This window comes from Desulfovibrio aminophilus DSM 12254 (genome assembly GCF_000422565.1).
GTDB lineage: Bacteria > Desulfobacterota > Desulfovibrionia > Desulfovibrionales > Desulfovibrionaceae > Aminidesulfovibrio > Aminidesulfovibrio aminophilus.
In genome coordinates this window covers 29512-42816 of record NZ_AUMA01000009.1, presented here as the reverse complement: position 1 = coordinate 42816, position 13305 = coordinate 29512, and the positions used below count along the sequence as shown (strand labels likewise).

At 68.9% G+C, this 13305-nt stretch carries 14 protein-coding genes; 3 read left to right on the top strand and 11 right to left on the bottom strand.

Annotated elements, in window-relative coordinates:
- Positions 1–19 precede the first annotated feature (19 nt).
- The 6 genes from acpP to H587_RS0106715 form a co-directional block, all read right to left on the bottom strand.
- On the bottom strand, positions 20–253 hold the full coding sequence (gene acpP / locus H587_RS0106740) for an acyl carrier protein (protein WP_027175617.1): 234 nt from the start codon (positions 251–253) through the stop codon (positions 20–22).
- Positions 254–292: 39 nt separating this feature from the next.
- Positions 293–1036 carry a 3-oxoacyl-[acyl-carrier-protein] reductase gene (fabG, locus tag H587_RS0106735; RefSeq protein ID WP_027175616.1) on the bottom strand — a complete coding sequence of 248 codons (744 nt, stop codon included), beginning with the start codon at positions 1034–1036 and terminating at the stop codon, positions 293–295.
- An 84-nt stretch (positions 1037–1120) separates the two neighbouring features.
- The gene (locus H587_RS0106730; RefSeq protein WP_027175615.1) at positions 1121–2104 is read right to left on the bottom strand and encodes a beta-ketoacyl-ACP synthase III; all 984 of its coding nucleotides are present in this window, start codon (positions 2102–2104) and stop codon (positions 1121–1123) included.
- Positions 2105–2144: 40 nt separating this feature from the next.
- Positions 2145–3188 (bottom strand): phosphate acyltransferase PlsX, encoded by a 1044-nt coding sequence (plsX, locus tag H587_RS0106725; protein WP_027175614.1) that lies wholly within the window; start codon positions 3186–3188, stop codon positions 2145–2147.
- Positions 3178–3360: a 50S ribosomal protein L32 gene (gene rpmF, locus H587_RS0106720; RefSeq protein ID WP_027175613.1), complete on the bottom strand. Its 183-nt coding sequence runs from the start codon at positions 3358–3360 to the stop codon at positions 3178–3180. Before rpmF ends, plsX begins: the two co-directional genes overlap by 11 nt.
- Positions 3361–3424: 64 nt before the next feature.
- On the bottom strand, positions 3425–3946 hold the full coding sequence (locus H587_RS0106715) for a YceD family protein (RefSeq protein ID WP_027175612.1): 522 nt from the start codon (positions 3944–3946) through the stop codon (positions 3425–3427).
- A gap of 168 nt (positions 3947–4114) precedes the next feature.
- Here H587_RS0106715 and rpmB point away from each other — a divergent pair, with 168 nt between their 5' ends.
- The 3 genes from rpmB (at position 4115) to H587_RS0106700 (ending at position 5183) form a co-directional block, all read left to right on the top strand.
- Entirely contained in the window at positions 4115–4330 is a 216-nt protein-coding gene (rpmB, locus tag H587_RS0106710) for a 50S ribosomal protein L28 (protein WP_027175611.1), read from the top strand.
- Positions 4331–4407: 77 nt separating this feature from the next.
- Entirely contained in the window at positions 4408–4863 is a 456-nt protein-coding gene (locus H587_RS17590) for a C-GCAxxG-C-C family protein (RefSeq protein ID WP_051202508.1), read from the top strand.
- Complete coding sequence (locus H587_RS0106700; RefSeq protein WP_027175610.1) at positions 4860–5183, top strand: antibiotic biosynthesis monooxygenase family protein; 324 nt, start codon at positions 4860–4862, stop codon at positions 5181–5183. The genes H587_RS17590 and H587_RS0106700 overlap by 4 nt, the downstream gene beginning before the upstream one ends.
- On the opposite strand, the gene H587_RS17585 is transcribed toward H587_RS0106700, so the two are convergent.
- From H587_RS17585 to H587_RS0106675, 5 genes are all read right to left on the bottom strand, one after another.
- A complete protein-coding gene (locus tag H587_RS17585) occupies positions 5180–8341 on the bottom strand; it encodes a PEP/pyruvate-binding domain-containing protein (RefSeq protein WP_051202507.1) in 3162 nt (1053 codons plus the stop codon). The genes H587_RS0106700 and H587_RS17585 overlap by 4 nt on opposite strands.
- A gap of 77 nt (positions 8342–8418) precedes the next feature.
- On the bottom strand, positions 8419–9828 hold the full coding sequence (gene gltX, locus H587_RS0106690) for a glutamate--tRNA ligase (RefSeq protein WP_027175609.1): 1410 nt from the start codon (positions 9826–9828) through the stop codon (positions 8419–8421).
- 8 nt (positions 9829–9836) lie between these two features.
- Positions 9837–10061 carry a NifU family protein gene (locus H587_RS0106685; protein ID WP_027175608.1) on the bottom strand — a complete coding sequence of 75 codons (225 nt, stop codon included), beginning with the start codon at positions 10059–10061 and terminating at the stop codon, positions 9837–9839.
- A gap of 67 nt (positions 10062–10128) precedes the next feature.
- Complete coding sequence (locus H587_RS0106680) at positions 10129–11502, bottom strand: sigma-54-dependent transcriptional regulator (RefSeq protein WP_027175607.1); 1374 nt, start codon at positions 11500–11502, stop codon at positions 10129–10131.
- A complete protein-coding gene (locus H587_RS0106675) occupies positions 11499–13283 on the bottom strand; it encodes a two-component system sensor histidine kinase NtrB (RefSeq protein WP_027175606.1) in 1785 nt (594 codons plus the stop codon). The genes H587_RS0106680 and H587_RS0106675 overlap by 4 nt, the downstream gene beginning before the upstream one ends.
- Positions 13284–13305 lie beyond the last annotated feature (22 nt).

Here is a 13305-nt window from a genome sequence, read left to right as displayed (position 1 = left end):
GGTGACGGCCTCGGCCGTTCTACTTTTTGTTCTTCTCGATGTAGTCGATGGCGTCCTTGACCTTGACGATCTTCTGGGCGTCCTCGTCATCGATCTCGATGTCGAACTCTTCCTCGATGGCCATGATCAGCTCGGTGAGGTCCAGGGAGTCGGCGCCCAGGTCTTCCACGAAGGAGGCTTCGGGCTTGACTTCGTCGGCGGAGACGCCCAGTTGGTCGACAATGATCCCCTTCACTTTCTCGGCAATGGACATATTTCCCTCCAGATGTGAATATGCTGTGTTATCGCCAGATTACATATACAGGCCGCCGTTGACGGCGAGGACCTGTCCGGTGATGTAGGTGGCGTCCGGCCCGGCGAGGAAGGAGACCGCGGAGGCGATTTCCCAGGGCGTGGCGGAGCGCTTGAGAGGCACGGCGTTGATGATCTCCTGGATCACGTCCTCGCGCAGCACGGCGGTCATCTCCGTGTCCACGTAGCCGGGAGCCACGGCGTTGACCAGGACGTTGCGGGGGGCCAGTTCCAGGGCTGCGGACTTGGTCAGGCCGATGAGCCCGGCCTTGGCCGAGGAGTAGTTGGCCTGGTAGGCGTTGCCCATCTGCCCGGCCACGGATGCCATGTTGATGATCCGGCCCGCGCGTCGACGGATCATGATCTTGGCCGCCTCGCGCAGGAAGATGAAGCAGCCGCGCAGATTCACGGCCAGAACCTTGTCGTAGTCCTCGTCCTTCATGCGGATGAGCGGACCGTCCCGGGTGATGCCCGCGTTGTTCACGAGCACTTCCAGTTCGACCTTGTCCTTGATCTCCTCTGCGAAAAAGGCGGCCACGGCGGCGGAGTCGCCGGAGTCCACGCGGAAGGCCCTGGCCGTGCCCCCGGATTCGGCGATGGCGGCCACGGTCTTTTCGGCCTCCTCGGGCCGGGAGACATAGGTGAGGTACACGGCGAAGCCGTCGCGGGCCAGACGTTCGGCGACCGCGCGGCCGATGCCGCGTGAGCCTCCCGTGACCAGGGCGACGCGGGAAAGTTCGCTCATGCTTTCATCCTTTGTTCAGTGCGCTCGGACTGCGTTCGAATATCCGAAAAATTCCCGGACTGCAAACCGCCGCGAGGACGCGCGCTAGAAGCGCAACAGCACCGCGCCCCAGGTGAAGCCGCCGCCGAAGGCGGTCAGCAGGACCAGGTCGCCGTTCTTGATGAAGCCGGTGATCCGGGCCTCGGCCAGGGCGATGGCCACGGCCGCCGCCGAGGTGTTGCCGTAGCGGTCCACGTTGATGAAGATGCGCTCGCGGGGCACGCCGACCTTGTCGCCCACGGCCTCAATGATGCGCAGGTTGGCCTGGTGCGGGATGAAGACGTCCACCTCGTCCGGGGTCAGGCCGTTGCGTTCGAGAATCTCAGCGCTCACCGAGAGCATGGAGCGCACCGCGTGGCGGAAGACTTCCCGGCCCTGCATCTCGACGAAGAAGTCGCGCCGGATGGTGTCGCCCGGCTTGTAGGGGAAGGCCGAACCGCCGCCGCGCACGGCCAGCAGGTTCCCCAGGGCCCCGTCCGAGGAGAGGATCACGTCCAGGATCTCGGCGCTGTCATGGCCCGGGGCGCCGGAGACGATGGCCGCGCCGGCGCCGTCGCCGAAGAGCACGCAGGTGCCCCGGTCGGTGTAGTCCGTGCGCGAGGAGATGACCTCGCTGCCGAGCGTCAGGACGTTGGCTTCGGGGTGCAGGGCCACCAGGGAGCGGGCCGTCTCCAGGGCGTAGAGGTAGCCGGAGCAGGCGGCGTAGAGGTCGGCGGCGTAGCGGCCGGACAGGCCCAGACGGTGCTGCAGGGTGCAGGCCGCCGAGGGGATGTAGGCATCCGGGGTGAAGGTGGCCACCAGGATGTGCGACAGCTCTTCGGCCGACATGCCCGCCTTTTCCAGGGCCTGGAGGGAGGCGTGTTGGGCCAGCTCGGAGCAGGTTTCGCCCTGGGCCACGTGGCGCTGCCTGATGCCGGTGCGGCTGGTGATCCACTCGTCGGAGGTGTCCACCATGCGCTCGAAGTCGGCGTTGGTCAGAATATGTTCGGGGACGTGAAAGCCCAGTCCACGGATGTAGCTCTTGGTCATGGCGACTCCTGTGGGGCCGGCGGCCCGGACCGTGCTCGCGTTACGACGCCTTGGCGGACGGCCGGCCGAAGCGGGCGATCTCGCTGTTGGCCTCGAGATCCCGCTCGATGTGTTGGTGCGCCCGGTTGGCGGTGAAGGTGGAGCCCATGCGGATGGCGTTGGTGATGGCCTTCACGTTGCTCGCGCCATGGCAGACGATGACGATGCCTTTGAGCCCCAGGAGCGGGGCCCCGCCGTATTCGGCGTAGTCCACGAGCTTGGCGAAGCGGGTCAGGGCTCCCAGGGAGAGCAGCGTGCCCAGCTTGGACAGCAGCCCTCGCTTGAGTTCGCCCTTGAGCAGGTTGCCGAAGCTGCGGGCCAGACCCTCGGAAAGCTTGAGGGCCACGTTGCCCACGAACCCGTCGCAGACCACCACGTCGTAGTTGCCCGCGAAGATGTCCCGGCCCTCGGCGTTGCCGATGAAGTTGATGGAGGACTTGCGCAGGAGGTCGAAGGCCTCCTTGACCACGGAATTGCCCTTGCCTTCCTCTTCGCCGATGGACAGGAGCCCGACCCGCGGCTTGGGCACGCCCAGCACGTCGCGGGCCAGCACGTCCGCCATGATGGCGAACTGGGCCAGGTGGAAGGCCTTGGAGTCCACGTTGGCGCCCACATCGATGAGGATGCAGGGGCGCTTTTCCGTGGGCATGATCCCGGCCAGGGCGGGCCGGTCGATGCCCGCGATGCGGCCGACGGTGAACATGCCGCAGGCCACCACCGCGCCGGAGTTGCCCGCGCTGACCACGCCGTCGGCCTGGCCTTCCTTGACCAGACGGCAGGCCACCTGGATGGAGGAATCCTTCTTGCGGCGCAGGGCCTCGGAAGGTTTTTCGTCCATGCCCACCACCTGGGAGGCGTGGACGACATGGATGTCCAGACCCTCGGTCTTGCAGCGCGAGAGTTCGTCCCGGATCTGAGCCTCGTCGCCGACCAGGATGATCGACGCGCCCTGCTCGGCCGCGCGCACGGCGGCCGGAACGTTGACGCGGGGTCCGAAATCGCCGCCCATGGCGTCGACGGCGATGCGTGGCGTCTTACTGAGCATCACCGTCGGGCGTCACCTTGCGGCCCTTGTAGGTGCCGCACACGGAACAGGCGCGATGGGACAGGGTGGGTTCGCCGCACTCGCAGTAGATGACGTTGGGAACGGCCACGTGGTCGTGGGAGCGACGCATGTTGCGCCGGGACTGAGAGGTCTTCTTTTTCGGCTGAGCCATGGCATTTTCTCCTCAAGGTTGAGAATATCGCGATTCGGTCCCGGGGGCAATGATTACCCGAGGGCTAGGAAATCTTCAGATTGCGGAAGACCGACAGGCGCGGGTCGTTGCCGCCCTCGGCGCAGTCGCATTCCTGGAAGTTGCGGTTGCCGCCGCAGCGGGGGCACAGGCCCTTGCAGTCCTCGCGGCAGAGCGGTTTGGGCGGCAGGGCCAGGACGAACTGCTCCCAGAGCACCGCGCCCAGATTCAGGCGCTGGACTCCGTCCTCCTCGACCACGCGGGACTCCTCGGCGGACTCGCCGCCCTCGGCGGGCAGTTCCTCGTAAACCTCGAACTCCTCGTCCACGGTCTGTTCGCAATCCTCGGAGCAGCGGTCACAGGGCAGAACGACGGAGCCGCGCAGGGTTCCGCGCACGAGCGCGCCCCGCTCGTCCGGCAGAACCGTGACCTCCGCGCGCAGGGGCGCGGCGATGGTCGCGGAGAGGACGCAGGTCCGCAGGGATTCCTGCCAGAACCCCTGGTCCTCAAAAGAAAAGACCCGGCCTTCAGCCGGGATGTCGGCCAGTTCCACCCAAATCTTGGACATATACCCCTCGCAACCGACCCCCCTAGCCGAGCCGGTGGTCCTTGTCAAGAAAAAAGCCCTTGCGTTTTGCCTGGAGAGGAGGTAAAGAGTCCCTTCCCCGCCGCCTGGAGCCCTCTCCGGCCGGGGCCTGAAGACGAAGAACGACGCCACGCGCGCGAGGAGGCCACCATGTCCCAGATTTGCGATATTTGCGGCAAGATTCCCCAGTCCGGCAACAATGTGAGCCACGCCAACAACAAAAGCAAGCGCCGCTTTCTGCCCAACCTTCAGAAAGTGCGCCATCAGGCCCCCAACGGCCAGGTCATGACCGTGAGCGCCTGCACCCGTTGCATCCGTTCCGGCGCGGTGGTCAAGCCGGCCAAGCGCACCGCCGAGACCGAATAATTCCGGCCGCGAGCCAGTGTACGTGAGCCCCGGCCAGATGGCCGGGGTTTTTTTTTGCAACCAGACGGAGGTGTCCCGTGACTGTGGAACGCAACGCCCGCCAACTCATGCAGGAAGGCTGGCTCTGCGCCGAAAGCGTGCTCCTGGCCGTGACCCGGGCCAAGGGCCTGGAGTCGCCTCTCATTCCACGCCTGGCCACGGCCTTTTGTTCCGGCCTCGCGCGCACCTGCGGGACGTGCGGGGCCGTGACCGGCGGCATCCTGGCCCTGAGCCTGTTCGTCGGCCGCGACCGGCCCGAGCGGGAACTCCTGGATCTGGCCTACGCCCCGACCCAGCACCTCATCGAGGGCTTCACGGCCGCCTACGGCTCCACCAACTGCTACGAGATCATCGGTTGCGACTTCCGCACCCCCGAGGGGCAGGCGCGCTACAAGGACGGCAACATGCGCGAAACCTGCCTGGAGTGCGTGGCCCTGGCCGTTCGTCTGGCCTTGGAGGCCCTGGACGACGCCGGACAAGGGGGCCGGCCGTGATCGCCCGGGAATGGAGCTGCCGATGCCCCCGCGACCGGCGCGAGGGGTTTCTTCTTCATCTGGACCGCACCGGTGTCCGCGACGCCGAGTCCCTGCCGGGTTTCCTGGGCCATCAGATCCTGGAGCGGGACGCGCCGGAAGGGCTGGTCATCACCCTGGTCACCTATTGGGAGTCCATGGACGCCATCCGCGCCTTCGCGGGCGACGACCCCGAGCGGGCCCGGCTCTACCCGGGCGACGAGGCCTACGGCATCGAGTCCGAGCCCGTGGTGCTCCATCGCCGGGTGCTGGCGGCCCGCTGGCCCGGCGACCCCGCCTAGCAGAGCGTCTTGCGGTCCGAGGCCGTCTCCTGGACCAGGGCGGCGAAGCGGGTCACGGAGTCGGCCTTGGTCCAGAGCCCCACGTGGCCGCGCACCCGGCGGCTCGCGTCGTATTCCAGCACCGGCTTCCCATCCACGAAACCGCGCATGCGCGAGTCTCCGACCTCCACGGCCAGGGCGTAGGTCCGGCCGCTCTCCAGCGGCAGGTGGCGCATGGCCCGGATGTGGCGGCGGCTGTTCACGAACTCCGAGAAGACCACGTTGTTCTCCACGGCGTTGATCCTGAAGACGAAGTAGTTCCCCAGGTTGCGCAGGCCGAAGGCCATGCCTCCGGCGCGGTCCACCACCCCGGACAGGGGCCGGACCAGAACCTCGAGGCGGCCGTCCGCCATCTCCGCACCCTTGGCCACGGCCAGCGGGAAGTAGTGGTAGGCCCCGATGGTGTCCAGGAACTCCTGGTAGCGCGGGCCCACCAGCCGCGTCAGGAAGCCGGACAACCCGGCGGACAGGCGCGGCATCCAGGCCGAACCGTCCTGCTCCACCCAGACCCGGCCCTCGTCCTCGACGCGGCTCCAGCGGCCGAGCACGGCGTGGAAACCGGGCAGCCGGACCGCCGTGGCCCGGTCCAGGAAGTCGTAGTCCTCGTTGAAGAAGGCCTCGACCATGGGCTCCACCTGGGCCTGGCGGGAGATGGCCACATCCAACAGGCGGCTGGAGGCCAGGAGCCGTCCGAGCTGGTCCAGGGCCCGCTCCATGTCCTCGGCGGGAAGGCCTGGGAGCGAGGCCTCCAGCAGTTCGCCGGAAAGATGCACGGTAAAACCGAGGCGCGTGAGCACTCCCGCCAGGAAATTCACCCGCAGGGACTTGCCCAGATAGTTGCCCGCGCCGCCCGCGAATTGCACGGTGACGTAGTTGAGGGCCGGGTCGTCGCCGCAGATGCTGTCCACGTTGGCGAAATGGTAGCCGAACTTGGCGTTGAAGTTGAGGTAGTCGGCGGCCAGCACGGCGAAGCTCTCGCCGCCCGGGGCGTCGGGCCCGGACAGTCCGGCGGCCGAGGAGGCGAAGAGGGTGAAGAGGTTGCGCAGGTCCAAGTTCACGGCCCCGGACCAGGTGATGCCCGGGTGCATGAAGCCGCGCCAGACCGCGCGCATGGGGCGCGAGACGATGTCCTCGGGCCGCACGGTGTCGCAGGTGCTCAGTCCGGGCCGCAGGCCCCCGCCCAGGTCCACCACGCGGATGTCCAGGGGCACGGCCGCCGTGAGCTTGGCGGCCTGGGTTCCAGCGGCCGCGCCGGAGAGGTCGAAGACGACCTTCATGATCTTCTCATGGGCGAAACGGATCACGTCGTGCAGGGTCCGGCAGCCGTCCGGGGTGAACTCCGGGGCGTGCGGGTCGGTGAGATGCAGCGGCGAGATGTGGTCCAGCAGGGCGCGCAGGCGGCGGTGGGCCGGAGTCTCGAAGGCCAAAGCGCGGCGGCGGGTCCGGGCGGCCAACACTTCGGAGACCTCGCCGGGCAGGATTCGTCGGCCGTCGGCGTCCAGCGTCACCAGCTCTTCCTCGGGTAGCGATGCCGTCGCTCCGGCGACGTCCACCAGGGCGGGCACCCCGAATTCACGCAACACCGAGGCCAGGTGGCTGGCCGCGCTGCCCACCTCGGCCACCAGCCCCCGGATGCGCCCGGCCAGGGCGGCGTAAGCCGGATTGGTGGTGCGGACCACGAGGATGGCGTTCTCCGGCAGGCCCGCGAGATCCCGGCCGTCGGCCAGGAAGACCCGGCCCGAGGCCGCCCCGCGCGAGGCGGTCTGTCCGCCCGTGAGCAGCGGCTCCAGGTCGCGGGCCACCTCCCCGGCCTCGGGCTCCTCGGACTCCAGGCCCAGGGGGCGGCATTGCAGGAGCACCAGCCGTCCGTCCTGGCCGACGGCCCACTCCATATCCTGCGGGCCGCCGAAGAAATGTTCCAGGGCCAGGCCGTGGCCCAGGAGTTCGGCCAGCCGGTCCGAGTCCAGCACCGGGGCCCGCCGCAGTTCCTCGGGCACGTCCTCCATGCGGGCGCCGCCCCCGGGGACGCAGACCAGACGGCGTTCCTTGCGCGCGATCTCGGCGCGCAGCACTCCGCCGCCCCGGCGGTCCAGGATGAAGGTGTCGGCCGAAACCTCGCCGCCCACCAGGGGTTCGCCCAGGCCCCAGATCCCGGCCACGCGGAACGTCTCGGCCCCGGGCGCGCCCGGGTCGCGGGTGTAGGCCACCCCGGCGGCGGCCGCGTCGATCATCTCGATGACCGCCACGCACATGGGCGCGTCGCGGTCCTCCAGGCCGTGGCGGGTGCGGTAGAGCAGGGCGTGCGGGGTGTATTTGCTGGCGGCCACGGTCTTGTAGGCCGCGGCCAACCCGGCCCGGTCCACGCCGAGGACCGTGGCGTACTGGCCCGCGAAGGAGGCCTCGGTGTCCTCGCCCACGGCGCTGCTGCGCACGGCCACGAATACCCCGGGCCGGGTGCGGGCTTCCAGGGCGGCGTAGGCCGCGTTCACCTCCCGGGCCAGTTCCGGAGGCAGGTCGGCGGCGAGGATCAGGGCGCGGATGTCGCGGCAGGTGGTTTCCAGGGCCCGCGGGGCCTCCTGGTCGAGGCCGTCCAGCAGCCCGGCGATCTTTTCGGAGAGCCCGGCGCTGTCCAGGAACAGCTCGAAAGCCCGGGCCGTGACGGCGAAGCCGCGCGGCACGGGCACGCCCAGCTCGTTGCCCAGGCGGGCCAGATTGCCCGCCTTGGCTCCGATGAAGGGAATCTGCGCGGCTCCGACGGCCTCCAGGGGCAGAATCAGGGGGCAGTCCGGCGGCAGGGCCCGGGTTTCCAGGACGGCCCGGGCCTCGGCGTCGATGCGCTCCAGGGCCCCGGCCAGGGCGGCGTAGCGGCCGTGGGCCAGGACGTTCAGGGCCTCGGCCATGTCGCGCACCGAGGCGGCCAGCCCGTCATAGAGCTTGCGCACCTGGGCCATGCCGAAGGGGCTGCCGGAGTGGTAGACCTGTTCCAGGGCGGCCAGGGCGGACAAGGCGTCGTAGTTGTGGGTGAGAAAGGCCCGGAAGCGGGCGTGCATCTCCACGTGCTGGCCCTCGGTCTGGGCCAGGAGACGGCAGGTTTTCTTCTTGCCGAGAAACTCGAGCACGGTCGTCCTCCGCGTCGGGGTCGGGCCAAGCGGATTGAGGATACCGCCGGACCCGCCCCGAGGCAAGGACGCTTTTCCTAGAGTTCCGTGACCCGGCGCAGGCGCTTGAGGGTCTGCTCCCGGCCGAGCACGCGCATGGTCTCGAACAGGCCGGGGCTCACGGTGCGGCCGGTGAGGGCCACGCGCAGGGGCTGGGCCACGGCCTTGAACTTGAGGTCGCGGGCGGAGAGGAAGGCCTCGGTCATGGGCTCCATGGCGGCCTCGTCGAAGCCGCCCTCCAGGTGCTCGAGGGCGTCGGCGTACTCCTCCACCAGGGTGCGGTTCTCCGGGGTGAGGTGCTGGCGCACGGCCTTCTCGTCGAAGGCGATGAACGCCGCGTCGACCACGAAGAAGCGGGCCATCTCGGCCATCTCCACCAGGGTCTTGGCCCGGGGCTGGAGCAGCGGAACCACGGCCTCCAGCAGGATCTGGGGCGTGTCGGCCAGGGCCTCGGGGCCCAGGTCGCGGCCCAGGAAGTCGCGCAGCAGGACGGCCAGCCTCGCCGGGTCGGATTCCTTGATGTAGTGGGCGTTGAGCCACTCCAGCTTCTGGGTGTCGAAGACCGCCGGGGAGTTGCCCAGGTTCTCGGTGCTGAAGCAGGCCACCAGCTCGCCGCGGGAGAAGATTTCCTGGTCGCCGTGGGACCAGCCCAGGCGGGCCAGATAGTTGAGCACGGCTTCGGGCAGGTAGCCCATCTTCTCGTATTCCATGACCGAGAGCGCGCCGTGGCGTTTGGAGAGCTTCTTCTTGTCCGGGCCGAGGATCATGGGCACGTGGCCGAATTCGGGCACGTCCCAGCCCAGGGCGCGGTAGATGAGGATCTGGCGCGGGGTGTTGTTCACGTGGTCGTCGCCGCGCAGCACGTGGGTCACGCCCATGTCGTGGTCGTCCACCACCACGGCCAGGTTGTAGGTCGGCGAGCCGTCGGAGCGGCGCAGGATCATGTCGTCCAGCTCCTCGCAGGCCACGGCGATGGGGCCCTTGACCATGTCCTTGTAGGCCACGGAGCCGTCCAGCGGGGTCTTCATGCGCACCACGCGGCCCTCGCCCGGGCCCAGGCCCCGCTCGCGGCAGGAACCGTCGTACTTGGGCTTGCGGCCCTCGGCGCGGGCCTTCTCGCGCATGGCCTCCACCCGCTCCTTGGCGCAGTCGCACCAGTAGGCTTGGCCCAGGGCCACGAGCTGGTCGATGACCTCGTTGTGGCGCGCGGCCCTGGCCTGCTGGTAGACGATCTCGCCGTCGGAGTGCAGATCGAGCCACCGCATGGAATCGAGAATGGCCTGGGTGGCTTCGGGCGTGGAGCGTTCGAGGTCGGTGTCCTCGATGCGCAGCAGGAAACGTCCGCCGGAGTGGCGGGCCAGCAGCCAGGAGAACAGGGCGGTGCGCGCCCCGCCGATGTGCAGGTAGCCCGTGGGGCTGGGGGCGAAACGGGTGACGATCTGGCTCATTGCGGCTCCTAGTCCACGGCCTCGACGGATTTCACGGCCGGGACCTCCTTGAGGATGACCCGCTCGACGCCGTGCTTGAGGGTCATGCGGGACATGGGACAGCCCTTGCAGGCGCCCTGCAGGCGAACCTTGACCACTCCCTCGGGGGTGATCTCGACCAGTTCGATGTCGCCGCCGTCGTTCTGGAGCACGGGGCGGATTTTGGCGATGGCTGCCAGCACTTGTTCGCGCATGACGTACCTCCGGGTCGGTTGTGGGGGGCTTTGAAGTAGCGGTCCCGGGCGTTCTTGTCAAACGCGCTCAGCGCCGCGTGAGCCCGAAGCGCTTGAGCTTGTATTGCAGGGTCCGCCGCGAGATGCCCAGGGCGTCGGCGGTCTTTTCGCGGTGTCCGCCGTGGGCCCCCAGGGCCCGCACCAGGGCCTCGCGCTCGGCGTCCTCCAGGGAGGCGGGCGCGGCCGGGGCCGCCGGGCTCGCGGCCTGTTCGGGCTGGGGTCCGAGGATTTGCGGCGGCAGGAGTTCGGGCCCCAGCACGTCCGAACGCGAGAGGATCAGAGCGCGTTCGAGCACGTTCTCCAGCTCGCGCACGTTGCCGGGCCAGTGGTAGTGCGAGAGGGCGTCCAGGAAGGCCGGGGTCACGCTGCGGATTTCCTTGTTGTTCTTCTTGCCGAGCTTGCCCATGAGGTGGCTGACCAGCAGCGGCAGATCCTCCACCCGGTCGCGCAGGGGCGGGATGTCGATCTCCAGCACGGCCAGGCGGTAATAGAGATCTTCGCGGAAGCGTCCGGCCTTGATCTCGGCGGCCAGATCTCGGTTGGTGGCTGCCACCACGCGCACGTCGGTCTCCACGGCCTTGACCCCGCCCAGGGGCTCCACGACCTTCTCCTGCAGGGCGCGCAGAAGCTTGGCCTGGAGCGCGGCGGGCATCTCCCCGATCTCGTCCAGGAAGAGCGTGCCCCCGGCGGCCAGTTGGAAGCGGCCGGGTTTGTCCTTGACCGCGCCGGTGAAGGCGCCCTTGACGTAGCCGAAGAGTTCGCTTTCCAGCAGGTTTTCCGGCAGGGCCGCGCAGTTGACCTTGATGAGCGGCCGGGCGGCCCGGGAACTGGCCCGGTGCAGGCCCTCGGCCACCAGCTCCTTGCCCGTGCCGGACTCGCCCAGAATGAGCACCGAGGCCTCGCTGGGGCCGGCCTGGTCGATGAGTTCGCGCACATGATTCATGCCCGCGCTCGCGCCCACGAGCACGGGGCCCTCGCCCCCGGCGCGGCGGCGCAGGCGGTCGTTCTCGTCCAGCAGGCGGCGGTACTCGTAGCTCTTGTCCAGGACGGCCTTGAGTTCCTCGTTGTCGGCGGGCTTGGTCAGATAGTCGAAGGCCCCGTGTTTCATGGCCTCCACGGCCGTGCCCACCGAGCCGAAGGCGGTGAGCAGGACCACGGGCAGGCCGGGCCGCCGGGCGTGCAGTTCGCGCAGGAGCGTCAGGCCGTCCATGCCGGGCATGCGCATGTCCACCAGGGCCACGTGGGGCAGGCCCCCGGGCTGGCGGGACAGAACCTGGAGGGCGGCCTCGCCGGAACCGGCCTCGAGCACGTTCCAGCCCGCGTCCTCCAGGACGGCGCGGACCATGAGCCGATGCCCGGCCTCGTCGTCCACCACGAGCACGGTGCGGATGTCGTCGTTCATAGGGTCTCCGTGGTTTCGGCGGCGGGCGCCGGATCGGGGAAGAAGAGCTTCACGCTGGCGCCCCGGCCGGGCTCGGACTCGATGAGCACCTTGCCCTTGTGCCCGCGCATGATGGTCTGGACGATGGCCAGTCCGAGGCCCGTGCCCTGGGTCTTGGCGGTGAAGAAGGGCTCCAGGGCCTGGCGGCGGACCTCCTCGGGCATGCCCGGGCCGTTGTCCGTGACAGTGATCCAGACGCCCGAGCCGTTGCGGCGCGAGGATATCTCGATGCGTCCGCCTTCCTCGCCGAGGGCCTCCAGGCTGTTCACCGCCAGGTTCAGGAGCACCTGCCGGAGTCCGTCGGGGTCGGCGTGGACCGTCGGGGCTTCCAGGTCCAGGGTCGCGGCCACGTGTTTGTGCTCCAGGTCGAGCTTGAGCAGGTCGAAGAGCGTGGCTCCGGCCTGGGCCAAGTCGATTTCGGCGGGAGCCAGCTCCCGGGGGCGGGCCAGGAAAAGCAGGTCCGTGACCACGCGGTTCAGGCGGTCGGCCTCCTGGACCATGGTGGCGGCGTAGGAGTCCAGGGGCTTCTGGCCCTTGAGCTTGTCGGCGAAGAGCTGGGCGAAGCCGCGCAGGGAGCTCAGGGGGTTGCGCACCTCGTGGGCCACGCCCGCGGCCAGGGAGCCGATGGCGGCCAGACGGCGGGCCTCGTTGAGGTCTTCCTCCAGGGCCCGGATTTCGGTGCGGTCGCGGATGAGCACGAGGCTGTCCGGCGCGCCCTTCTCCTCCTCGGCGTTGCGGTAGGGCAGGGCCAGAACTTCCAGGAGCTGACCCCGGTATTCGTGCTGCCGCCATTCCGGGCGACCCTGTCCGGCGGGGAAGGGGAACTCGGACCAGTTGCGTCCGGCCAGGCAGGCCGCGTCCTTGCAGTCCTCGCTGCACAGCAGGCGAACGGCCGAGCCGTTGGCGGCCAGGATTTCGCCGTTGCTGCCCAGGGTCACCAGACCGTCGGGCATGTGGTCCAGGAGCTTGGACTGGAACTGTTCCAGGCGCACGAGCTTCTGCGCCTGTTCGCGGCGGCGGAGGTAGGCGAAGGCCAGGGACCAGAGCACTATGGCGGCCAGGAGCACATAGCCGGTCTGGATCAGGGCCGCGCGGCGGTACTGGTTGAACTGGGTCAGGTGGCGCTCGGCGTTCAGACCCACCACGAGGTAGACCGGCGGAGCCTCGCCGCCCTGGTGGCGGCCGAAGCCCATGCCGCCGCGGCCGCGGCCAAGGCCGGGCTCCTCTTCGGACTCGTGCGGGCGTCCGGCGAAATTGCAGAACATGGAGAGTCCGGGCCGGGCCTGGAGCCCGGAGAGCAGGACACGCTTGTTCCCGATGAGCGCCAGTCCGAACCAGAAACCGTCGCGCTCCAGGGATTCCAGGGCTTCGGCGGGCAGGCCCGGCTTGGACTCTTCGGAGTCCTTGCCGGAAGAGATGAGCAGTCCGCCGTCCGGGCCGTAGATCCCGGCGAAGGCGATGTCGTCGGAAGTGGCGAGTTCCTGGAGCAGTTCCTTGATCAGGGAGCGGGCCGCGCCGGCCATGTTCGGGCTCTGGCGCAGGCCGCGCATGGCCCGGGAGAGGTTGGCCTCGACGCCGGAGAGAATGGCCCGGCCGGAAAGGACCATGTGCTCGTCCACGATCCGACGCTGGCGTTCGATGCTCTGCCAGGTCAGGAAAAGACTGCCCAGGCCCAGGAGGATGAGGGCCAGGACCGCGGCCACGATGGGCCCCTGTTCCTTGTTCGACTGACGGATTTCCATGCCTGTTCCGGGTTCCGGCGGC

Bases quoted from the DNA above. Each gene is read 5' to 3' on its own strand.
- rpmB (WP_027175611.1), top strand. From the start codon at position 4,115: ATGTCCCAGATTTGCGATATTTGCGGCAAGATTCCCCAGTCCGGCAAC.
- acpP (WP_027175617.1), bottom strand. From the start codon at position 253: ATGTCCATTGCCGAGAAAGTGAAGGGGATCATTGTCGACCAACTGGGC.
- H587_RS0106715 (WP_027175612.1), bottom strand. From the start codon at position 3,946: ATGTCCAAGATTTGGGTGGAACTGGCCGACATCCCGGCTGAAGGCCGG.
- gltX (WP_027175609.1), bottom strand. From the start codon at position 9,828: ATGAGCCAGATCGTCACCCGTTTCGCCCCCAGCCCCACGGGCTACCTG.
- rpmF (WP_027175613.1), bottom strand. From the start codon at position 3,360: ATGGCTCAGCCGAAAAAGAAGACCTCTCAGTCCCGGCGCAACATGCGT.
- H587_RS0106730 (WP_027175615.1), bottom strand. From the start codon at position 2,104: ATGACCAAGAGCTACATCCGTGGACTGGGCTTTCACGTCCCCGAACAT.
- plsX (WP_027175614.1), bottom strand. From the start codon at position 3,188: ATGCTCAGTAAGACGCCACGCATCGCCGTCGACGCCATGGGCGGCGAT.
- fabG (WP_027175616.1), bottom strand. From the start codon at position 1,036: ATGAGCGAACTTTCCCGCGTCGCCCTGGTCACGGGAGGCTCACGCGGC.
- H587_RS0106675 (WP_027175606.1), bottom strand. From the start codon at position 13,283: ATGGAAATCCGTCAGTCGAACAAGGAACAGGGGCCCATCGTGGCCGCG.
- H587_RS0106680 (WP_027175607.1), bottom strand. From the start codon at position 11,502: ATGAACGACGACATCCGCACCGTGCTCGTGGTGGACGACGAGGCCGGG.
- H587_RS0106685 (WP_027175608.1), bottom strand. From the start codon at position 10,061: ATGCGCGAACAAGTGCTGGCAGCCATCGCCAAAATCCGCCCCGTGCTC.